The organism is Paenibacillus radicibacter, assembly GCF_024721995.1.
In the GTDB taxonomy this organism is placed as follows: domain Bacteria; phylum Bacillota; class Bacilli; order Paenibacillales; family NBRC-103111; genus Paenibacillus_AM; species Paenibacillus_AM radicibacter.
In genome coordinates this window covers 685253-706880 of sequence record NZ_JANQBC010000001.1, presented here as the reverse complement: position 1 = coordinate 706880, position 21628 = coordinate 685253, and the positions used below count along the sequence as shown (strand labels likewise).

19 protein-coding genes and 1 riboswitch are annotated in these 21628 nt (G+C 43.2%); of the genes, 15 read left to right on the top strand and 4 right to left on the bottom strand.

Features of this window, described 5'->3' with window-relative positions; translation table 11 throughout:
* Positions 1–76 precede the first annotated feature (76 nt).
* The 3 genes from NV379_RS03625 to NV379_RS03615 all read left to right on the top strand — a co-directional run bounded on the left by NV379_RS03625 (position 77) and on the right by NV379_RS03615 (position 3273).
* Positions 77–1741 (top strand): DNA repair helicase XPB, encoded by a 1665-nt coding sequence (locus tag NV379_RS03625; protein ID WP_258206206.1) that lies wholly within the window; start codon positions 77–79, stop codon positions 1739–1741.
* Positions 1734–2759: a helicase-associated domain-containing protein gene (locus tag NV379_RS03620; protein WP_258205897.1), complete on the top strand. Its 1026-nt coding sequence runs from the start codon at positions 1734–1736 to the stop codon at positions 2757–2759. Before NV379_RS03625 ends, NV379_RS03620 begins: the two co-directional genes overlap by 8 nt.
* A gap of 70 nt (positions 2760–2829) precedes the next feature.
* On the top strand, positions 2830–3273 hold the full coding sequence (locus NV379_RS03615) for a YlbF/YmcA family competence regulator (RefSeq protein WP_258205896.1): 444 nt from the start codon (positions 2830–2832) through the stop codon (positions 3271–3273).
* On the opposite strand, the gene NV379_RS03610 is transcribed toward NV379_RS03615, so the two are convergent.
* Entirely contained in the window at positions 3274–4290 is a 1017-nt protein-coding gene (locus NV379_RS03610; RefSeq protein ID WP_258205895.1) for an asparaginase, read from the bottom strand. It lies immediately after the preceding gene.
* A gap of 47 nt (positions 4291–4337) precedes the next feature.
* On the opposite strand from NV379_RS03610, the gene NV379_RS03605 reads away from it, so the two are divergent.
* The 8 genes from NV379_RS03605 (at position 4338) to NV379_RS03570 (ending at position 10956) form a co-directional block, all read left to right on the top strand.
* The gene (locus NV379_RS03605) at positions 4338–4601 is read left to right on the top strand and encodes a YlbG family protein (protein WP_258205894.1); all 264 of its coding nucleotides are present in this window, start codon (positions 4338–4340) and stop codon (positions 4599–4601) included.
* Between the two features lie 154 nt (positions 4602–4755).
* The gene (locus NV379_RS03600; protein ID WP_258205893.1) at positions 4756–5193 is read left to right on the top strand and encodes a hypothetical protein; all 438 of its coding nucleotides are present in this window, start codon (positions 4756–4758) and stop codon (positions 5191–5193) included.
* A 128-nt stretch (positions 5194–5321) separates the two neighbouring features.
* Positions 5322–6233, top strand: a complete 912-nt coding sequence (locus NV379_RS03595) for a selenium metabolism-associated LysR family transcriptional regulator (RefSeq protein ID WP_258205892.1) — start codon at positions 5322–5324, stop codon at positions 6231–6233.
* Between the two features lie 15 nt (positions 6234–6248).
* Positions 6249–7109, top strand: a complete 861-nt coding sequence (locus NV379_RS03590) for a PHP domain-containing protein (RefSeq protein WP_258205891.1) — start codon at positions 6249–6251, stop codon at positions 7107–7109.
* Positions 7096–7971 carry a UTP--glucose-1-phosphate uridylyltransferase GalU gene (galU, locus tag NV379_RS03585; protein ID WP_258205890.1) on the top strand — a complete coding sequence of 292 codons (876 nt, stop codon included), beginning with the start codon at positions 7096–7098 and terminating at the stop codon, positions 7969–7971. The genes NV379_RS03590 and galU overlap by 14 nt, the downstream gene beginning before the upstream one ends.
* A gap of 184 nt (positions 7972–8155) precedes the next feature.
* On the top strand, positions 8156–9259 hold the full coding sequence (locus tag NV379_RS03580) for a CapA family protein (protein WP_258205889.1): 1104 nt from the start codon (positions 8156–8158) through the stop codon (positions 9257–9259).
* Positions 9260–9490: 231 nt separating this feature from the next.
* Positions 9491–9955, top strand: a complete 465-nt coding sequence (locus NV379_RS03575; protein ID WP_258205888.1) for a helix-turn-helix domain-containing protein — start codon at positions 9491–9493, stop codon at positions 9953–9955.
* Positions 9952–10956, top strand: a complete 1005-nt coding sequence (locus tag NV379_RS03570) for a linear amide C-N hydrolase (RefSeq protein ID WP_258205887.1) — start codon at positions 9952–9954, stop codon at positions 10954–10956. The genes NV379_RS03575 and NV379_RS03570 overlap by 4 nt, the downstream gene beginning before the upstream one ends.
* 73 nt (positions 10957–11029) lie before the next feature.
* On the opposite strand, the gene catA is transcribed toward NV379_RS03570, so the two are convergent.
* The 3 genes from catA to NV379_RS03555 form a co-directional block, all read right to left on the bottom strand.
* Positions 11030–11698 carry a type A chloramphenicol O-acetyltransferase gene (gene catA / locus NV379_RS03565; RefSeq protein WP_258205886.1) on the bottom strand — a complete coding sequence of 223 codons (669 nt, stop codon included), beginning with the start codon at positions 11696–11698 and terminating at the stop codon, positions 11030–11032.
* 91 nt (positions 11699–11789) lie between these two features.
* Positions 11790–12668, bottom strand: coding sequence for a bifunctional 5,10-methylenetetrahydrofolate dehydrogenase/5,10-methenyltetrahydrofolate cyclohydrolase (locus NV379_RS03560; RefSeq protein ID WP_258205885.1), 879 nt, complete (start codon positions 12666–12668; stop codon positions 11790–11792).
* 55 nt (positions 12669–12723) lie between these two features.
* A riboswitch (ZMP/ZTP riboswitch) is annotated at positions 12724–12802 on the bottom strand.
* 227 nt (positions 12803–13029) lie between these two features.
* On the bottom strand, positions 13030–14763 hold the full coding sequence (locus tag NV379_RS03555; RefSeq protein WP_258205884.1) for an Rqc2 family fibronectin-binding protein: 1734 nt from the start codon (positions 14761–14763) through the stop codon (positions 13030–13032).
* 206 nt (positions 14764–14969) lie between these two features.
* On the opposite strand from NV379_RS03555, the gene NV379_RS03550 reads away from it, so the two are divergent.
* The 4 genes from NV379_RS03550 to NV379_RS03535 all read left to right on the top strand — a co-directional run bounded on the left by NV379_RS03550 (position 14970) and on the right by NV379_RS03535 (position 21603).
* Positions 14970–17744 (top strand): calcium-translocating P-type ATPase, SERCA-type, encoded by a 2775-nt coding sequence (locus NV379_RS03550; protein WP_258205883.1) that lies wholly within the window; start codon positions 14970–14972, stop codon positions 17742–17744.
* Between the two features lie 155 nt (positions 17745–17899).
* Positions 17900–18736, top strand: coding sequence for a diaminopimelate epimerase (gene dapF / locus NV379_RS03545; RefSeq protein WP_258205882.1), 837 nt, complete (start codon positions 17900–17902; stop codon positions 18734–18736).
* Between the two features lie 23 nt (positions 18737–18759).
* Positions 18760–20649: a bifunctional homocysteine S-methyltransferase/methylenetetrahydrofolate reductase gene (locus NV379_RS03540; RefSeq protein ID WP_258205881.1), complete on the top strand. Its 1890-nt coding sequence runs from the start codon at positions 18760–18762 to the stop codon at positions 20647–20649.
* Positions 20650–20718: 69 nt separating this feature from the next.
* Complete coding sequence (locus tag NV379_RS03535; protein ID WP_258205880.1) at positions 20719–21603, top strand: YicC/YloC family endoribonuclease; 885 nt, start codon at positions 20719–20721, stop codon at positions 21601–21603.
* Positions 21604–21628 lie beyond the last annotated feature (25 nt).

Sequence of the window (21628 nt, the reverse complement as noted above, 5' to 3'; positions counted from 1 at the left end):
AAATGCACAGGACATACTAGAGATTGGAAATGATGGCAGCTTAGCAGAGTAGGAGGGTTCAAATTTGCAATTACATATGGATAAACCCTTAATTGTTCAAAAAAATGGTAACGTGCTTCTGGAAAGTTGGCATGTCGATTTCGATCAGACGCGCATGGAACTCGCAAGTTTTGCAGATTTAGTGAAAAATCCGGATGGGTTACATACATACCGAATAACTGCACTCTCATTATGGAATGCAGCAGCTACAGGGAAGCAATTGGAATCGATTGAAGGTTTTCTTGATCAACAGGCCAAGTTCGGTATTCCACAGAAGATAAGAGATCACATTCGAGACTGGTATACCAGGTATGGAGTATTTGAGTATCGATTGGTGGATGAGCAGTGCATCTTGCATGCTACTGACTCGAACCTATTAACGCAGCTTCAAGGTCATTCAGACATTTCACCTCTACTCGGCACGCGATTATGTCCGAATCAAATTCATATTCCAACTGACAATCGGGGGCTTTTGAAAGAACGGTTAATGAAGTTAGGCTATCCTATTCAGGATAAAGTAGGTTTTCATGAGGGAGAGCAATTAAAGTTTGAGCTTGAAGCGAAGTGTCAGCTTCGTTCCTATCAGATCGATGCGATTGAAGCATTTTGCCAGAAGGATGCTGGAAGTGGCGTGCTTGTACTGCCTTGTGGAGCGGGGAAGACCCGTATCGGAATTGGGGTGATGGAACGATTGCAGTGTGCGACACTTATCCTGACCACGAATACGACGTCTGTTCGGCAATGGATGAAGGAAATTACGGGCAATACGACAATTGATCCTGGGCATATTGGCGAATATTCGGGTTCGATCAAGCAGGTTAGACCGATTACGATCGCCACTTATCAAATTATGACACACCGTAAATCCACCGATGATGCCTACATCCATATGGGATTGTTTCATGAAAGAGATTGGGGTCTTATTATTTATGACGAAGTACACTTGCTGCCAGCTCCTGTGTTTCGAATGACAGCCGATATTCAAGCCACACGTAGACTTGGACTCACTGCAACCCTCGTGCGTGAGGATGGTCGTGCAGAGGAAGTCTTCTCACTTGTTGGTCCTAAGCGCTACGACCTGCCTTGGAGAACGCTTGAGCAAGTAGGGTGGATTGCAGAGGCTCACTGTCATGAAGTCCGCGTGGGGTTAGGTGATGATGGGTTGGAACAGTATCAATGGGCAGATTCGAGGCGTCAAGGCAGGATTGCAGCAGAGAATCCGAACAAACTAGGTGTCTTGAAGCAGCTGTTAAAGAAACACGAGAATGAGCCAACGCTCATTATTGGGCAATACTTGACGCAGCTTAAACAAATTGCAAGCAGTATTGGCGCGCCCTTCATTCATGGACAAATGCCGCAAGATGAACGTGATGTCCTGTATGAACAATTTCGATCCGGTACTAATAAAGTGCTGGTCGTGTCTAAAGTGGCTAATTTTGCAGTTGATTTGCCAGAAGCAGCTGTAGCACTGCAAGTCTCGGGGTCTTTCGGTTCAAGACAAGAGGAAGCACAACGTTTGGGACGAATTTTGCGACCGAAGACAGGCGAGAATCAAGCTTATTATTATTCCATTATCTCGGAAGGGACGAAAGAATGTGATTATGCCTTAAATCGGCAATTATTCCTTGTCGAGCAAGGTTATTCATACAGCATTATGGACTGGAAAAGTGAAGCGGGAATTGGAGATGACGTGGATGAGTAATGGTGTAACACCCTTTCGTGGACTGCTGCGAGATTTATTCATCCTGCTGGCCTACGCTTATCGCGGTGAGTTAGTGGTTTCTTCTAGGGGCTGCTTACAGCAAAACAAGATTAAGAAAGTAACAGATAGCTTACAAGTATCAAGTACAATTCTTCGACAAACGAAGCTGACATATACATTCTGTGATCGGTATGAGCCGCAGCTAGCGCTTGCTTTGGATGCTGCGATTTTCCTAGGTTTATTGACAAGTGATCTGAAACGATATTTGATCCAAGTAGATTGTCTCATGGAGTGGCTATCTTTACCTGAGCAAGAACAAAGTTTGCAGCTGTATACGTATTGGAAGCAAGTTCATGATCCGCAGGATGAGAAGACGCAGCTTTTTGTGAAAATAATTGAAGAAATTCCTCATGGGAATGAAGTCTCACTCCATGATTTAATCAACGATCTAGAAGACGATGCATTATTGACAGACGAATGGCTGCAACACATGCAAAACATCTGGATTGCACCGCTATGTGCGTTAGGGTGGTTGGAACAGCGAGAGGTAAGTAGTGATAACTTGTATTTATGCTCATTCCTGCCTAAATCAAATCCTATAGAAGTCGCAAGTAGTCCTCTTCCGTCACTCTATGTTCAGCCTGATTATGAAATCATCGTTCTCCCGCATGCGTCATTTGCGACGAGATGGCAAGCTATGCAATTTACAGCGAATTGGATATGGGATGAAGTAACAACACTGCAATTGACGTCACAGAGTGTTAGCGCGGCTCTAGATAATGGGCAAACGTACGAATCGATCCGAGGGTTTATGAACGAACATTCCATTCATGAAATACCTGATCACGTACTCGATATGATGGAACGTTGGGCAAACCGGGAAATGATGAGATCCGAGCAGAAGAGTATGTCTCAAGCAGGTACAGGGGTGTGTACGAGTGTTGAATGTGATCCGCCTAGACGAATTATGCTGATCCGCCAAAATGTTGCAGTACTAGGCGACTTTGACCCTGTATGATATGATAGTAAAAAAAGCATTAGCCTGTCTTAAGCAGGTTTTATAAATTGAAAAGGATGGTACTGAAACGATGAGTATGATAGAAGACAATGCTCTTGATATGTCTGCTATCCTGATGCAAGCCTACGATGTTGGGGACATGATTAAGGGTTCTGCAGAACTAGCAGACTATTTATATTGGAAACAAGCGGTCAGTAATGACCCAGAAGTCCAAGAGTTAACGAAGCTTTTTGCGAAGAAAAAAGAGATGTTCGAAGAATGTGAGCGGTTTGGACATTTTCACCCAAGCTATCATGATGCACTTGAACAAGTGCAGAAGGTTCAGGAACTACTCGATCAGCAAGAAGTGATTCGTCGATATAAAGAAGGCGAAGAGCGACTAGATGATTTGCTATATAGTGTATCGGAGCTCATTGCGCAATCCGTATCGAATTCGATTAAAGTACCAAGCAACAAAACCCAGCCAGTCAGCGGTTGCGCTTCAGGCGGGGCTTGTAGTGGTAAATGCAGTTAATTAGTGCTTAATAAATGTAGCTTCAGGAACAATAGCTCCAACAAGTGTACCTTGCCAATTACGAGTTGTTGGTAATCGGTAAACGTCTAATGCTTGGAGCTCTTCTTCTGAAAGCAATCCAAGTTCGTGAAGTACCTCGGCAGCAGCAGGTTCTAATGCACGTTTGGAACCGTCTTGGATTTTGAGAACAATGCCCCAACCCTTCTCAGGAATGGTAATGGCGTATACACTCTCAGCACCTAGTTTTCCAATTATTCTTCCTTTTGTGACTTCTGCAAGTGTGGTATCGAATCGCTCTGATCCTGCTAAGTAGTAAGGTTCATTCTTAATGGCCCCAATGATTCTACGGCAAGCATCAGCACGCTTAGGTTCTAATCCTTCAGGATTGCCTAGTCTAGCGTATGCAAGGGCTAATTGATGAATACCCATTCCGAATACGGGAACTCCACAGCCATCGACACCAATGATGAGTTCATCAAGTGGAACACCTGACATTTCGGAGACCGTTTGACGCATTAATTGTTGAACAGGGTGATTGACTGATGCATAGTGCTTTGTTGGAGCGTGTACATGCATAGCAAGAGCAAGCATTGCGCTATGCTTACCGGAGCAGTTGTTATGAAGCGGAGTTGCAGGAATGCCTTCTGCTCGCATACGTTTGGTTGTCGGAGCATGGAAAGGGTCATGAATGCCGCAAGTGAGGGCATCGGACGTAAGACCTATTTTGGATAAAATGGATTGGGCAATCTCGACATGCTTTTCTTCTCCATTATGGGATGCACAGAGTAAAGCAACTTCTTTATCTGTTAGATGATAATGATTAGCAGCACCTGATTCAACGACAGGAATGGCTTGAATTAATTTCGCTGTTGATCTAGCATATGTAACAAAGTTCGGGTCTCCAGCCGAATATAGTATTTCACCTTGTGTATTCACGACGACGGCATGGCCGATATGAAGTGATTCTGTAATTGGTCCGCGAAGTACACGAACAGTTAAATTCGAATTTTTGGTCATTTTTAAAATCAACTCCATTTACTTATTGATTGAAAGCAGGTGAAGACATGTTTACCGAACGTAGCGGTATCATCATTTGGGTAAGCGACTTGAAACATACGAAGAACTTTGAACGATACGGAACGGTTCATTACGTCTCTAAACGAATGAATTATGTTGTATTATATGTCCACACCGAGCGTTTGGAAGATGTTCAGCGCAATTTACAGCGATTACCTTATGTTAAGAAAGTAGAAAAATCATATCGTGGTGAGATCAAAACTGAGTATGAAAGTGATTCCCCAGACAAGACTCGATTTTACACCTTATAATCCAAGTTAGCAATGCGACCTTTCAGAGATGAAAGGTCTTTTTTTGTTAAAAAAATTTAATAAATTGAAATTTAACATTGGAAAAATTTCTATAATTAATGTAGAATCATAAATATAGTCTTAAAGTCCTATTACAAAAGAAGGAGTGTAAATTATGAGGGACCGTACAATGGTCAGATGGAGTACATACGAACCTTTTTTTGTTACCTTGGGCGACTATCGGGTTGCTGACATCGTGGTCACTCATCATGCGCATTCCCGGTGGACAGAACGTGTCGAAGAGGAAAGTGCTGGTTTTGATAAGATATGCGACTATATTTGGGGTAAATTAAAGGATGACAAGATTACCCCGTACCATAAAAATGAGAAAGATGTGTATCTCATTGATAGCGACCTCGTTATGGTAACAGAGTTTACTGAACTAGAAGGTGAGACGGATTTAGTAGGAAATCCGCTTCATCGGATGATTATTGTTACATTCTTAGGACGGATGTCTGAGTCTTTGGAACTACGGGACTTAAAGACCTATTATTCTTGGCTGCGCCATTCCAGAAGAATGACTTTAATTAAAAATGGTCGAAAAAGAAAGTAATTATAGATTCATACATATTGTCCTTCTTGAGCTGAAGAGTATGCATATCGCATGCTCTTTTTCATTTAGTTGTATCTGTTATAATAAGTACATGAACATCATTTGAACGAAGAAGGGGAGAACGAGCAATGGCATTAACCTTACATGGCCTTCATATCTTCTACACAGTTGCCGAAAAAAGTTCGTTTTCACATGCGGCAACCGCACTTCATATGACACAACCTGCTGTTACGATGCAGATTCAATCATTGGAGGAATATCTAGGTGTTAAATTATTTATGCGGTCTACGAAAAAGATTGAGCTGACAGAAGCGGGACGAGCACTGTTTCCTTATGCCAAGAGAAGCATTGAGCTGATTAGGGATACAGAGGCTGCGCTAGCACGTTATACGACAATGGTCGAAGGGAGATTGCAGCTTGGTGCAAGCTTGACGATGGCAGAGCATATTCTGCCGCGGTTACTAGGACCATTCTCGCAATCGTATCCGAATATCTCGGTATCGATGAAAGTAATGAATACTTCTCAAATTGTGGATGAAGTGATTGCGCATCATCTAACATTTGGATTGGTTGAAGCACCAGTGTTCCATGAGGACTTGCATTCAGAGGCTATATTAAACGATGAACTAAAGCTTATTGTCCCGGCTTCCCATCCGCTTGCTGGTGAAGAGGCGATCACTTGGGATATGGTGATTCAGTATGGGTTTGTCCTACGTGAACAAGGTTCAGGAACGCGTAGAGTGATGGAAGAAGAATTAGCACATCGAGGCTTGGACTATACTGCAATGAAAATTGTGATGGAGCTTGGATCGACAGGTGCGATTAAATCAGCAGTTGAAGCGGGACTTGGCATCTCCATTTTATCGGAAAGTGCTGTGAAGCACGAAGTGGCGCTTGGATTACTTAAAGTGAAGACGATTGAGGAAGTGAAGTTCTTACGGAACTTCTATGCGATATGTCTTAACAAAACATTACTGCCGCTATCCGCAGTATCGTTTATGGGATTTTTGCGTAATGAGAACTTGAGTCAGTGGCTCTAACAGGAGGACGTGCCGATGGAATTGCAACAAGCGGATCTACACACACATACAACAGCTTCAGATGGGATGCAGCCGCCTCGTGAGAATGTTCGTCTAGCGAAAGAAGCGGGGCTGCATGCAGTTGCCATTACGGATCATGATACGGTTGCTGGGGTGCGCGAGGCGATGGATGCAGGTCAGGAGTATGACATTACTGTTGTGCCCGGTGTAGAAATTTCTACATTTGCAGGTGGACAAGATATCCATGTTCTGGGATATTATGTAGATATAGATAATATTCAGTTCTTGGATCGTTTAGCATCACTACGCGATACTCGTATTTTGCGAAATCAAGCATTGCTTGCAAGATTAAGTGAGATTGGGATGCCGATCACACACGATGAAATCCAAGAGGCGAATCAAGATACGAAGAAAGCTGGCGATCCGATTGGTCGTCCGCATATTGCACAAACGCTGATTCACAAAGGCTATGTAGCATCGATGCAAGAAGCGTTCGATCGTTATCTTGGAAAAGAAGGTGCTGCTTATGTAACTGTCCCTCGGATTGATCCGCATACAGCTGCAGCGTGGATTCATGATGCAGGTGGTACGGCTGTTCTTGCGCATCCAGGGATTTATAGTGATGATGAGCTTGTCTATGAGCTGCTCACGAAACATTTTGATGGGGTAGAGGCGTGTCATTCCGATCATACATCGGAGCAAGAACGAGATTATGAAGCATTTGCGAAGAAAAATGGACTCGTTGTCACAGCAGGATCAGATTTTCATGGTATTCGCGAGGGACACCTTCTTCATGGTGCAATTGGAAATCGGAAAGTAGATATTCAGGTGCTCACAGCCCTGCATGAGAGGAGAGGCATGAATGCGAATTCGTAAGGCGATTATTCCAGCAGCAGGTCTCGGCACACGATTTCTCCCAGCAACTAAGGCACAGCCCAAGGAAATGCTTCCCATCGTAGATAAGCCTGCCATTCAATACATCGTAGAGGAAGCGATTTCCTCGGGTATTGAAGATATTATTATCGTTACAGGTCGGAATAAACGAGCGATCGAGGATCATTTTGACAAGGCAGCTGAACTCGAAGTGATGTTAGAAGAGAAGAACGCCGTTGATTTACTTACTAAAGTCAGGACGGTTTCGAATCTAGCAGATGTACATTATATTAGGCAAAAAGAACCGCTTGGTCTTGGACATGCCATCTATTGTGCACGTAAATTTATCGGCAATGAGCCATTTGCTGTATTACTTGGTGATGACATTATTGAGTCGAGCCCACCCTTTTTACAAGGCATGATGGAACTGTATGAGGAAACGCGCTCCTCGATCATCGCAGTGCAAGAAGTGGCATGGGAAGAAGTAAGTAAATATGGAATTATCTCTCCAGCAGATACACATGATAAATATAAGCGCATTGCTGATCTTGTAGAGAAACCGGAAAGAAGTCAAGCGCCTTCTAATCTAGCTGTTATTGGACGTTATATTATTACGCCGGAAATTTTCTCTATCTTGGAAAAATGTAAACCAGGACGTGGTGGCGAAATTCAACTGACAGATGCTCTGCGTGTGTTAAATCAATCTCAATCTATGATCGCCTATCCGATGCACGGTAAACGTTACGATGTCGGGGATAAGCTCGGTTATATCGAAGCGACAATTGAACTAGCGTTAGAAAGACCCGAATTACAAGTACAACTTAAACAATACTTAACATCACTTGTAGATACTTGGAGTAAATAGCCCTTATATAGAAAGAAGGCTTACTGACATGAAGGATGGAAGATCAGCCACCAGGAGGTTGTACTACGGTAGTATTGCCCTAGTCTTGGCTAGCTTTCTGATACTGTCGGGATGTCTCGGAGCACAGGAACCTAATACTTTAGAAAAAAAAGAGTCAGCCCCAAAAGAAAGTGTACAACCAAGTTTGATCCCTAGCATTGAACCAAACCCGCAATCGCTTGTGACACCTAGCCCCACTCCAGAGCTAACACCAACTTTGATACCCGCGCGGACAACGTCCAAAATAACACTAGGTGCAGTAGGAGATGTCCTGCTGCATCAATCCATTTATAGTGAAGCGAAGAAAGAAACAGGATACGATTTCGATCATATTTTCGAACAAGTGAAGCCTTATTTACAAAAGCCAGATCTAACATTCGCCAATTCAGAATCCTTAATAGCTGGCGAAGCCTATGGAATATCTTCATATCCAAGATTTAATAGTCCAATTGAGCTTGGTCACACATTACAAGCAGTAGGCGTAGATATTGTCACAATGGCGAATAATCACATGCTGGATAAAGGTGAAGCAGGCTTGATTGCCGCCATGAGCAATTGGAAAACAATTGGAATTGAGCGAGTCGGTGCTTATGAAAGTGTTGAAGATCGAAGTCGAGTTCGTGTACTGAGTGCAAATGGTATTAAAGTCGCATTCGTCGGTTATACATACGGAATGAATGGTCTACAGCTTCCAGTAGATAAATCTTTCATGCTCGGCACGTTAGATAAAGAGATAATGAAAGCTGAAATTCAGCAAGCCCAAAAAGAGGCAGATGCTGTCGTCGTGAGCCTACATTTTGGAAATGAATACGACATCTTACCGAATGACTTTCAGAAGGAATGGGCTAAATACGCTGTCGATCAAGGCGCAGATATCATTCTCGGTCATCATACGCATGTACTTCAACCTGTAGAATGGATGACGCGCGAAGATGGAAGTAGAGCATTCGTCATCTATTCACTTGGCAATTTCCTCGCTGCTCAAGAACTAAACGAACCTCGACGCTACATTGGGGGCATTCTGAACGTGGATATTGAATTGGTGAAAGAAGGGGACAAGAAAACACTTCAAGTAACAAACCCTACATTCCTTCCAACTTACGTGGATCACCGCAAATGGCGTAAATATGAGATCCAACTATTGTCTAAAGTGACCGAAGAAAGTTTGCCGAATAGTAAAATGTGGCTTTCCAAGCTGCGTGTCGAAATGACACGCTGGATGCCTGAGCTTAAGATTGTGGAGGAGTGAAAACGGGATTACCCCCTTAAGTCACAAACTTTAACTCTAAGTAGCGCTATTTCGTTTTGACAAATGGCAACGATGGTACATCTGCTTTTTAAAAGAAAGACATAAATTATGTCATTTTTATTGACGCAATTTATGTCTTTTGATATATTATTGACATAAATTACGTCATGGAGTGATGGTATGAGGCAGAGGGAAGAGGTCTTTTCCAAAACAGTATTGGAATACTTGGTTATGATTAACGAGCAATCGTATTCAGGAATTGGTCGTCAGCTTCACATCACACCGCAACAGTTTTCGGATTGGATTAAAAAGCGACGACCAATTCCGCAAGAACGGCTACAGTCTCTAGCGAATTATTTTGGGGTAGATGGGACTGTTTTCGTAGATAGCAACAACTTTGCAGAACCGTTGACACCTGTGAAGAAAGTAGATGTTCATATCTTATTGTTAGAGCTGAAAGTGGCACAATTTGAAGAGGATGGAGTTGATGACGAAGACATCAAACCATTTAGAGAGAAAAAACAAAATCTTCTTAAAGAGAGGACAAGGCAACACCAATTAGCTAAAATGAATGCCTTACTTCAGCTAAACGACGAACGAATTAATAGATTATTAGATTACGTAATATTTGAACTCGAATCCGAACGGGTGGAAGAACTTGAAATGAAGTTAAATAAAGAAGAGGAACAAAGATGAGTACTGCAATTTTTTTCAACCCGGAGAGTCAACGGCTTCTGGGCAAAAATCAGGATATCCCATACGATGGAGTATACATATTTACGAATAAACGTGGTGTAGCCAAAAGCGCCCTTGTGAAACCGCCAGAGCTTCCTGCAAGATGGATATCCCGATATGGCAGTCTTACCATTTCGCAAGTCGGCAAAGAAATGCCAAACGGCGGCATCAATGAAGCGGGACTTGTTGTTGAACAGACGACACTATGGCAATCTTTTTATACAGATGACGATCGTCTGCCGGCTATTGGAGAGTTGCAGTGGATTCAGTTGATCCTAGATACTTGCGCCACAGTAAAGGAAGCGCAACAAGCTGCTAACGAAGTACGCATAACGCAGCCGATGTCTAGGTTGCATTATATGATAGCTGATCGCTCTGGAGATTGCGCGATAGTTGAATTCCTAGGTGGTGTTATGCACATATATCGAGGAAACTCTCTGCCTATTTCAATTATGGCAAACACGCCTTACTTAGAAGCGATTAGAGATATGGAAGATAAAGAAGCACACTGGCGTAACGTATACAGCGATTACGACTCCAATTCTATGAATCGATTCATTAAAGGGGCGAATCGCTTTGCGTGTGTGAACAAGGCGAGTGAGGGAGAGCGACTCCAATTCATTTTGGAGACATTAGAATTAGTGCGCAGGGAAGATACTGCATACAGTATTATCTATGACTTAAAGCAGATGCAGCTTCATTTCGCGACAAGTATATATCCAGAGCTGAAAACAGTGCGGATTAACGAGGTAGATTTTTCTTCAGTTGCAGTACCGGTGGCGCTAAACCTTCAACAGCCCGCTGTTTCCTATATCAACTACAACTTGGATTTGAACCGAATGGTTGCAGGATCGTTTTTCAGGGATCCTATTTTGACAAAAGCATTTGATTGGCGTATTACCGATGAAATGATTGACTTTATCGCGTCATTTCCAGACCATTTTCCGAACAGGGGAAATTAGATACTATCGAAATAGAGTTTGTGAAGTAAAATGGGAGAGCCATCAGAATATGAGGGCTCTCCCATTTGTAGTTTTAAATATTGTGTTCCGTTAGCAACCATTCCCTACATGTATTTGCATGTAATTGTAATTCATTAAACAGCAGACCCGCGTGGTAGCCGTCACAAACAGCATGGTGGAATTGTCCCGATAAAGGTAACAGTATTTTCTCGTCTTGCTGAGTATATTTCCCCATTGTAAAGATGGGAAGTAAATACGTTCCCTCGTTATACACGTTCAGGTTAAAACCTGTGAAGCTAACCCACGGAATGCTAGAAATAGGGAAGGTGTTAGGTGGTTCGTTTGCTTTAGCTGCAAATTGTTTAACACTTCCGTATCGTTTCATATCATCCAGATAACGGTTGTAGAAATCGTTAAATTCTTCACTGAATACAGTCCAGATGCTTGAAAAAGTCTGATCATCATCATGGAAAATGGTAAAGCTGGGAGACATGCAGTCCCAATAACCTAATTGACCCTCACCATCAAAACAAGTGCGAAATTCAACATGTCGGTTTACTACCGTAGAGATCATGTGAATGAGTGTAGGATACAACTTAATCGTTTTTTTCTTAAGTTCTGGCAATAGACACGTGATATCAATATTTGCCGTCATGCTGTAAGTGCATATGATATTGTTTAAATAATGTTCAAAGTAGGGTTTTCTGCTCCAAGTATCAATGGTAATCGGATTGAAAATCATTTTTAATAACCTCCTAAAATGTATTGCATGTTAATTTTAGGAGGTTTGATCAACTGCTTTAACCATATCCACATCACACTCTCTTGAGAAATTATTCCTTAATGAAGAGTATACCATCATTTACATGCAATGATAATTTTTCAGCGGCTTCAACGGTGTGTTTGAGTAATGTTGCAATTGTTACTGGACCAACCCCTGCTGGAACAGGAGTAATCGCAGAGGCATCCTCTAAACAAGCATCATAGTCAACATCCCCAATATTTCCTTCATTGTAACCCGCATCTAATACGGTAGCACCTGGTTTAATCCAATCACCTTGAACAAATTTCGGCTTACCGACCGCCGCTACTATTATATCGCCTAAACGAACCACATCTTCTAAATGAGTTGTTTTAGAATGACATGTAGTCACCGTTGCATTTCTGTTTAAAAGCATTGCAGATACAGGTTTTCCAAGAATTGGACTTCTCCCAATCACAACAGCGTGTTTCCCTTCAATAGGGATATTGTAATAGTCTAGAATCGCAATTATCGCTGCTGGTGTACAGGATGGAAAGTCAGCAAACCCAAAGGCATTTTGTGCAAATCCAAGTGTTGTTACTCCATCAACATCTTTTTCAATACTAATTGCTTCAAATGCGGCTCTTTCGTCTATTTGATTTGGAACAGGGTGTTGCAATAATATTCCATGAACATTAGGATCAGCATTCAGTTTGTTAATAGCTGCAATTAATTCATCCGTCGAGGTATTCTCCGGAAGATCAACACGAATAGATTGAATGCCAAGGCGCTTACATGCGTTTCCTTTCATCCGTACATACGTAGCTGAAGATGGATCTTCACCTACTAAAATAGTCGCCAAACATGGAACAATACCTTTCTCAGACAGGCGATTGATTCTGTCCACTAATTTACCCTTAATGTCAGCTGCAACTAAATTTCCGTCCAATATTATTTTTTCTGCTGTCATCTTATCATCCCTCTCTAGTTGGATAAAAACATAAAGAGGTAAGGGGATATCCCCTTACCTCTGCCCAGGCGTACGGCTATTTATCCATGTGCTCCCTCATGGTTACCCATGCTCCGCCAGTTACACATAGTCGATTATTGATCTAATGATATCAACTAAATACAAATAATTCAATGAATTAATTATGGACACTTCGTGCATATTGTGTGGGACTGCGATAAGCCTATATCCTTACGTGCTCTGTTGAAAACGTGTTCCTTTTTATTAGGTTGGAAGGGTGGAACACGTTTTCAAAGGATCACCGCTGACGCTCTTCAGGACATAGGCTTCTCTTCGTCTCATTCATTGAAGCACTTTTTAGTTATTTGATCACAACAGCCATCTGCTTAATCTTCTGCTCATCAGGCGTCACGAATAGAGTCTTCTGATGCGTGTAAATCACATACCCCGGTTTCGCGCCATTCGGCTTATGCACATAGCGGATTTGTGTATAATCCACAGGAACACTCGCCGATTCACGAGCTTGAGAGAAATACCCCGCAAGCATTGCTGCTTCATGCAGCGTCTCTTCTCCGAAATTCGCCTCCCGAATCACAACATGAGAACCCGGAATGTCCTTCGTATGCAACCAAGTATCACCCGTATGCGCAAGGCGACAAGTCAGATACTCGTTCTGCTTATTATTTTTTCCTACATAGATAGCAATACCTTCAGACGAGGTATAGCAAGCAAGTTGTGGTTTGTCCGGTTTCTTCGATTTACGAGACTTTAAGCCCCGTTGACGTACATATCCGCCTTCTGCAAGCTCCTCACGAATCTCTTCAATATCCCGTAGTCCAGCCGTATGAAGCTGTCCAAGCATATCCTCCATATACCTAATTTCCTCATTCGCTTGCGCCATTTGTTCATCGACATGGAGTAGGCTTGTTTTGCTTTTTGTATATTTTTTAAAATAGCGCTGAGCATTCTCAGAAGGTGTAATCAGTGGATCAAGCTCAATTGTCATCATCTGTTGATTTTCATCGTAATAATTCACAACCTCAACAGACTTATCGCCTTTTTGAATGGAATAGAGCGAAGCTGTTAGCAGCTCTCCGAGAATACGGAATCGATCTGCATCTTTCGCTTCCACTTTAGTTTCTTCCAGTTTGATCAGCTTTTTACGGTTTTTGTTGATCTCATTTTGCAAGAAGCGAATGAGGTCACTCGTCTTCTGCTTGACCATGTCACGTCCAGCTTTATCCCCATAATACTGCTCCAAACATGCAGATAACGATTCGAACGATTGTACTGCTCCATCAACATGAGTTAATGGGTACACAGCAAAGAATAGCTTTCCTGTCTCTGTTTCCTCTGCAATGTTCGGTGAGAACTGCCCATCACGAATCAAACTCATCATCTGAAGAAAAGCTTGCCACAATCTCTCTCCCTCAGACACTTGTTCATTATTTTGAACAGATCGATAAGCAATTTCTCTCGCAGCAAGTGGACTAACCCCGCTGAAATGTTGAATTAACTGTGATTCGATAGGCTCTTCGAACTGAATTTGCGATAGGAACTGTTCCTTATTCACTTCAAGTGGATTCAATTTATGCTGCTCAGGTGGAGCTGTATATGAACTTCCCGGCATCACGATGCGATAAGAAGAAATCGAAGGTGTAATATGACTAATGCCATCCACGATCGTATTCGTCGCTTCATCCAGCAGAATGATGTTGCTATGACGTCCCATAATTTCGATGACAATCGTCTTATAAGACTCATCACCAAGCTCATCACGCTGCTTGAGGCGGATGTGCAAAATGCGCTCCATCCCAACTTGTTCGACGCTCTGGATAACGCCGCTCTCGCAGTGTTTACGCATGAGCATACAGAACATCGGTGCATCTTTCGGGTTCATGAATTGTTCTTCTGTAAAATGTACCCGCGGATAAGTCGGGTTAGCGGACAATAACAGCTTGTAGTTCTGGCCGAGTGCACGAATCTGGAAAATTAAATCTCGCTGCGTCGGTTGATATATTTTGTTAATTCTGCCTCCTACGCAAGCTTGCAATTCATGGGCAAGTGCGCGGACCAGGATTCCATCTAATGCCATAATAACGACCCCTTAACTTAAGTAATCAGTTGAAAAGTGTACTTCTTCTATCATGACACATTTTGGGCAAAAATTTAAGCTTTTTACCTCAAACCATGTTTTCAGGGATATTTTCCAGCTTGTCTGAATAGATTTGTCCTAAGAATAGTTTTGTACTAGCAGGCAGGTGTTTTTAATGTGAGATGCGATATGGGAGGGAATCGGGAATGAGTCAGAAAGAGTGGTATCAATTAACCGCAGAGGAGGTTCTGCGAGTCAGTAAAGTTGATCCTCACAAAGGTTTAGAGTGGGAAGAAGCAAAGGGTCGTCGAGAAGAAGCGGGTTATAATGAGCTGTCAGAAGGACCGACTGTATCGCCGATCACTTTATTTTTAAACCAATTTAAAGACTTTATGGTGCTCATCTTAATGGCGGCAACCTTAATCTCAGGTTTGCTCGGTGAATATATGGACGCGATAACAATTGTCGCTATCATCATTATAAATGGGGTGCTTGGATTCATTCAAGAATTCCGCGCTGAGCGATCTCTTCGTGCATTGAAGGAGCTAACGGCTCCGTCTACGAAGGTCATTCGTGGTGGTACACTGCATCAAATCCCTGCGAAAGAACTTGTGCCAGGAGATATTATTATGCTTGAGAGCGGGGATCGCATTCCTGCTGATGTGCGGTTCTTAGAAGCAAATTCGCTCTATGCAGAGGAATCCGCTCTAACGGGTGAATCTGTACCTGTTAATAAAATGCCGGATATCCTGCGTGAAGGTGAGATTTCGCTTGGTGATCAGCATAATCTTGGTTTCATGGGGACGCTTATCACACGAGGTACTGGTAAAGCAGTTGTCATACGAACGGGTATGGAAACTGAAATGGGTAAGATTGCGAATTTGATCCAGAGCACAGAAAGTCAGGAGACCCCACTACAACATCGTTTGGAACAACTTGGGAAAATATTGATCGTCGTCTCCATTGCCTTAACAGTCGTCGTCGTTGTGGCAGGAATTATTCATGGACAACCTCCATATGGGATGTTCTTAGCTGGTGTTTCACTAGCTGTAGCAGCAATACCTGAAGGTTTACCGGCAATTGTGACCATTGCGCTTGCACTTGGTGTACAGCGAATGATTAAGCGTAAAGCTATAGTGCGTAAGTTACCATCTGTTGAAACACTAGGCTGTGCGTCTGTCATTTGTTCAGATAAGACAGGTACCCTCACACAGAACAAGATGACAGTCACCCACCTTTGGGTTAGCGGACAAACCCTTGAAGTGACAGGAGATGGCTATACACCTTTTGGAAAAATATATCGAGAAGGCATGATCATTGAACCTGCTAAGAATGAGACATTGCGTCAATTGTTGCAAATCGGAGTGTTGTGTAGTAATGCGGTATTGTATGAAGAACCGCAAGATCCGAAGCGCAAGAAAGGTAAGGATGAAGGACCACAGTGGCAGATCAAGGGAGATCCGACGGAAGGAGCTCTTGTTGTGCTTGGTGCGAAGGAAGGCGTCACCAGGCAATTGTTAGATAAGATGTATCAGCGTGTTAAGGAGTTCCCATTCGATTCCGAAAGGAAACGGATGTCAACGGTGGTATCTTCTTCATCTGGACGTTCTGTTTATACCAAAGGTGCTCCAGATATGTTGCTTGCACAGTGTTCTTATGTCTTATGGGACAATAAAGTGATACCTTTCACTCCGACATTAAAAGCGAAAGTGATGTCTGCGAATGAAGGTATGGCACGTAGCGCACTTCGTGTTCTAGGTTTAGCGTATCGAGATTTGAAAGTAGCAGATCGAGCAGAAGATGAAGATGATGTGGAGAACAATCTGGTATTCGTCGGATTAACGGGAATGATTGACCCGCCACGTAAAGAAGTGCGAGAGGCAATTTCCAAGTGTCGTAAAGCAGGCATTAAGACGGTGATGATCACAGGCGATCACCAGACTACGGCTGAAGCCATCGCACGGACATTAGGCATGATCCCGCAAACCGGTGGACTCGTCCTTAGTGGAGTTGAATTGTCTACACTTAGTGATGAGCAGTTAGATGCAAGGGTGGATGAAGTCTACGTATTCGCTCGCGTGTCGCCAGAACATAAACTGCGGATCGTCAAAAGTTTGCAGCGTAAAGGTCACGTTGTTGCCATGACGGGTGATGGAGTGAATGATGCTCCCGCCATTAAAGCAGCCGACATCGGGATAGCAATGGGGATTTCCGGTACGGACGTGACGAAAGAAGCCTCCGCTCTTGTACTGAGTGATGATAATTTCTCTACGATTGTATCTGCAATTGAAGAGGGTCGTGGTATTTATGAAAATATTCGTAAGTTTATTCGATACTTGCTAGCGTCGAATGTAGGCGAGATTCTCACGATGTTCATTGCAATGATTGCTGGATTACCATTGCCACTCGTTCCGATTCAAATCTTATGGGTGAACCTCGTTACAGATGGATTACCTGCGATGGCACTTGGCGTCGATCAAGCAGAGAAGGATTTGATGCAGCAAAGTCCGCGTCCTGCTAAAGAAAATATTTTTGCACGTCGTTTAGGTTGGAAAATATTATCTAGAGGTTTCTTGATCGGTATTTGTACGATTGCGGCTTTCTATCTGGTACTGCAAGAGCATCCAGGTTCAAGTGTCAATCTTGTGCGTGCACAAAGCGTTGCTTTTGCAACACTCGTCATGGCACAGCTCATCCATGTGTTTGATTGTCGCTCCTCCAGGTCGATTTTCCACCGTAACATTTTACAGAATAAAGTGCTTGTACTTGCTGTGTTGTCATCCTTGCTCCTAATGCTTGCCGTGATGTATGTACCAAGCTTGCAACCGATCTTCAAAACGGTACCAATTGGCTTCCGTGACTGGTGCTTAGTGTTTGTCTGTGCAGGAATTCCGACTTTCTTAATGGGGATTGGGTCGGTTTTACGGACACCGAAGAAGACGGACAAGAAGAATTTCGGAACGAAACCGAGCTATCGATAAGGTCATGAACCGTGTGATTTGCTGACTCAATAGGCGATCGCACGGTTTTTTGATTCTGATACAAAGTGTCATGAGACTTCCACAATATCTCTATGCACAGGGGGCATTTTCAGGTATGATATTTGCTAAAAGTAAGTGAGAGAGGAAATTCCCATATGAAATTTACGAAAATGCATGGTCTTGGAAATGACTTTATTATCGTAAGTGGAGAAGCAAGCTTGCCTTCAAATGCGGCTCAAATGGCTATAAAGCTATGTGATCGTAATTTTGGAATCGGGGCGGACGGGCTTGTTTTCATTCTACCTTCTATAAATGCAAGTTATCAGATGCGAATTATCAATTCAGATGGTTCAGAAGCTGAACAATGCGGCAATGCGATTCGCTGTGTTGCGAAATATATTTACGATCACAAGATGGTAGAGTCAGAAGAATTAACGATTGAAACCATTGGAGCTGGCGTTCAGAAAGTAAATGTAACGGCAGCAAATGGTGTTGCCAAACTAGTTCAAGTGGATATGGGTGCACCGATATTAGAAGGTTTGCAGATTCCTACGACGATCGATTCGAATCCCGTCATTCATGAACAGATTGAAGTAGCGGGTAGAGCGTTTCATATGACAGCATTATCGATGGGTAATCCGCACTGCGTCATTTATGTGGAGGATGCAATTAATTTCGAATTAGCAACTTGGGGGCCACTTGTAGAAACCCATCCCGTTTTCCCAAAAAAGGTAAATGCCGAGTTCGCGACTGTACGCTCTCGTGATTATGTGGATATGCGTGTGTGGGAACGAGGAGCAGGACCAACACTCGCTTGCGGGACTGGTGCATGTGCAACTCTTGTAGCATCGGTGCTAAACGGATTCACAGATCGCATCGCAACAGTCGCTCTTAAAGGCGGCGAGCTCTTGATCCAATGGAATGAAGAAGATAATCATGTGTATATGACAGGACCAGCTGAGATTGTATATACAGGCAATCTCAGCTTATAAATAGAGATAGGTGAGGGATGACGATGAAACCGGATTTACGTACAGCACTGAAGACGAGCGTGTTAGTAGGGGACGGAGCAATGGGAACTTTGTTATACGGACAAGGGTTCCCAGTAGGTATTTCGTATGAGGAATTAAATTTAATTCATCCAGATGTCATTGCAGATGTGCATCGCAGGTATTATGAAGCAGGTGCCAGGTTTATAGAGACGAACACGTTCTCTGCGAATCGTGAGAAACTATCGAAATTTGGCTTGGAAGGCGAAGTAGATGCAATTAATCGTGCCGGGGTTGAGATTGCTCGCAAAGCGGTTGGCAGTGATGCTTATGTTGTTGGGGCAGTAGGTTCAATTCGTGCAGCGAAGCGTAACAATGTAGAGACTGAACAAGTTGAGTTTGCCTTGAGAGAACAGATTGCTGCTCTATTATCGGCAGACGTAGATGGGTTTATATTAGAAACTTTCTTCGATTTAGAAGAGTTAGAATTGGCACTCAAATTAGTTCGTGATGTAACGGATCTTCCCGTAGTTTGCCAATTCGCTGTAGAGGGAACACTAACAACACATGATGGTGTACCGCTACAAGAAGCGTTTGACCGATTAGCTGCTGCTGGAGCTGATGTTATCGGTTTTAACTGCCGCAGTGGTCCGCATGGCATCTTGAAGACGATGGAGCAGATTCAAGCTCCTAATGGTGTACCTTTCTCTTCATTCCCGAACGCCGGTTTACCAGACTTTGTTGATGATCGCGTAACATTTGCTGCGACACCGGAATATTTTGCTGAAAGTTGCTTGCGCTTTGCAAGTCTTGGTGCACATTTGATCGGTGGTTGCTGTGGAACGACGCCAGAGCACGTAGCGGCGATTGCCAAAGTATTAAACGGATATGATATCGAAGCAAATCGTGCACAAACGACGGCAACACATGCTGTTGTAACTCCACCAACTGCAACTCCCATTGACTCTGATGTAACGGGAAATGCAGGTAAAGTAAGTGTGGATGGAAGCGGTGAAGCGATCCGTCCGAGTTTGCTAGAATTGGTACGTGAGAGACATACGGTTATCGTGGAGCTGGATCCTCCGAAAGATTTGGACATTCATAAGTTTATGAAAGGTTCTGAAGCTTTACACTTAGCTGGGGCAGATGCGATCACTATGGCAGATAATTCACTAGCGGTTACTCGAATGAGCAATATGGCACTCGGTCATCTTGTTCAAGCACAGTACAATGCACGTTCACTGATCCATATTGCTTGCCGTGATCGTAATATGATCGGTACCCAATCTCACCTAATGGGACTGCATGCTTTAGGCATTGATCATGTCCTTGCCGTGACAGGTGATCCAGCTCGATTCGGTGATTTGCCAGGGGCAAGTTCGGTTTATGATTTAACTTCATTCGAAATTATCCGAATGATCAAGCAGTTAAATGAAGGCATTGCATTCTCGGGTAAACCACTAAAGCGTAAAGCGAATTTCGTCATTGGTACTGCGTTTAACCCGAATGTAAAACATCTAGACAAAGCAGTGCAGCGTTTGGAGAAGAAAATCGCAGCAGGTGCTGATTATGTCATGACGCAGCCCGTATACGATAATCAATTAATTGAACGTATGTATGAAATGACTAAACATTTAAATGTCCCAATCTTTATCGGAATTATGCCACTTGCTAGTGGCCGTAATGCGGAATACTTGCACAATGAGGTGCCTGGTATTCAACTATCAGATGAAGTACGCGCGCGGATGGCAGGTACTGAAGGGGTAGAAGGACGTAAAATCGGCGTTGATATTGCCAAAGAATTGCTGGATACGGCGATGAAGTACTTTAATGGCATCTACTTAATTACGCCATTCTTGAATTATGAAATGAGTGTAGAATTGACCAAGTATGTATGGGAGCGAGCAGAGCGGTAAAACGCCTGTTCGCGTACCACTTGTACCGCATTGCAAAATGAATTACAATAACATAATGGATGTGATGTAATGATTCGTAGTATGACTGGATTCGGACAAGCCAAATTGTCTGCTGGCGGATACACGGTATTTATCGATGTGAAATCCGTTAACCACAGGTACTGCGAAGTATCTGTTCGCTTGCCCAAGGATTGGGCAATGTTCGAAGAACCGATGCGTAAACTGACGACGAGCTTTGTTAAGCGTGGTCGGATTGATCTGTTCGTAACGATAGAACGTGCAGCTGGAAGTGCGAAATCTGTATCTGTGAACTGGGATTTAGCTGACGGTTTTATGCAAGCTTCGGAACAATTGAAGCAGCGTTATAACATTGCGAATAGTGTAAGTCTAACCGATGTTCTTCATCTACCAGGTATTATGGAAATGAAGGAAGAACGAGATGAACAAGTTGCTGAAATGGAAGAAACATTAATCACTTGTTTACGCGAAGCACTCCAAAGTTTATTGTTTATGAGGGAGCGAGAAGGGCAATTTTTGACTCGCGATCTTGAAGACCGATTAAGTCGATTAGAGAACATGCATCAAGAAGGTTCATCATTTGCACCGCATGTTGTTACGGAGTACGCGGTTAAGCTCAGACAAAGAGTGCAAGATCTTGTCGGAGACGCTGGACTCGTTGATGAGAGTCGTCTAGCTACGGAGATTGCGCTGTTTGCCGACCGCTGCTCGATTGAAGAAGAATTAACTAGACTCAGCTGCCACTTTGAGCATTTTCGAAGTCTGCTGCAGTCTGCAGAGCCAATTGGACGCAAACTCGATTTTCTCATTCAGGAGATGAACCGGGAAGTCAATACGATTGGTTCCAAAGCAAATCATGCTGAGCTTGCAGAAAAGGTCATCAACATGAAGGCCGAACTTGAGAAAATGCGTGAACAAATTCAGAATATCGAGTGAGTTAGAGAATTCTCTCTCACGAGGA

Bases quoted from the DNA above. Each gene is read 5' to 3' on its own strand.
- NV379_RS03625 (WP_258206206.1), top strand. From the start codon at position 77: ATGGATAAACCCTTAATTGTTCAAAAAAATGGTAACGTGCTTCTGGAA.
- NV379_RS03620 (WP_258205897.1), top strand. From the start codon at position 1,734: ATGAGTAATGGTGTAACACCCTTTCGTGGACTGCTGCGAGATTTATTC.
- NV379_RS03615 (WP_258205896.1), top strand. From the start codon at position 2,830: ATGAGTATGATAGAAGACAATGCTCTTGATATGTCTGCTATCCTGATG.
- NV379_RS03610 (WP_258205895.1), bottom strand. From the start codon at position 4,290: ATGACCAAAAATTCGAATTTAACTGTTCGTGTACTTCGCGGACCAATT.
- NV379_RS03605 (WP_258205894.1), top strand. From the start codon at position 4,338: ATGTTTACCGAACGTAGCGGTATCATCATTTGGGTAAGCGACTTGAAA.
- NV379_RS03600 (WP_258205893.1), top strand. From the start codon at position 4,756: ATGAGGGACCGTACAATGGTCAGATGGAGTACATACGAACCTTTTTTT.
- NV379_RS03595 (WP_258205892.1), top strand. From the start codon at position 5,322: ATGGCATTAACCTTACATGGCCTTCATATCTTCTACACAGTTGCCGAA.
- NV379_RS03590 (WP_258205891.1), top strand. From the start codon at position 6,249: ATGGAATTGCAACAAGCGGATCTACACACACATACAACAGCTTCAGAT.
- galU (WP_258205890.1), top strand. From the start codon at position 7,096: ATGCGAATTCGTAAGGCGATTATTCCAGCAGCAGGTCTCGGCACACGA.
- NV379_RS03575 (WP_258205888.1), top strand. From the start codon at position 9,491: ATGATTAACGAGCAATCGTATTCAGGAATTGGTCGTCAGCTTCACATC.
- NV379_RS03570 (WP_258205887.1), top strand. From the start codon at position 9,952: ATGAGTACTGCAATTTTTTTCAACCCGGAGAGTCAACGGCTTCTGGGC.
- catA (WP_258205886.1), bottom strand. From the start codon at position 11,698: ATGATTTTCAATCCGATTACCATTGATACTTGGAGCAGAAAACCCTAC.
- NV379_RS03560 (WP_258205885.1), bottom strand. From the start codon at position 12,668: ATGACAGCAGAAAAAATAATATTGGACGGAAATTTAGTTGCAGCTGAC.
- NV379_RS03555 (WP_258205884.1), bottom strand. From the start codon at position 14,763: ATGGCATTAGATGGAATCCTGGTCCGCGCACTTGCCCATGAATTGCAA.
- NV379_RS03550 (WP_258205883.1), top strand. From the start codon at position 14,970: ATGAGTCAGAAAGAGTGGTATCAATTAACCGCAGAGGAGGTTCTGCGA.
- dapF (WP_258205882.1), top strand. From the start codon at position 17,900: ATGAAATTTACGAAAATGCATGGTCTTGGAAATGACTTTATTATCGTA.
- NV379_RS03540 (WP_258205881.1), top strand. From the start codon at position 18,760: ATGAAACCGGATTTACGTACAGCACTGAAGACGAGCGTGTTAGTAGGG.
- NV379_RS03535 (WP_258205880.1), top strand. From the start codon at position 20,719: ATGATTCGTAGTATGACTGGATTCGGACAAGCCAAATTGTCTGCTGGC.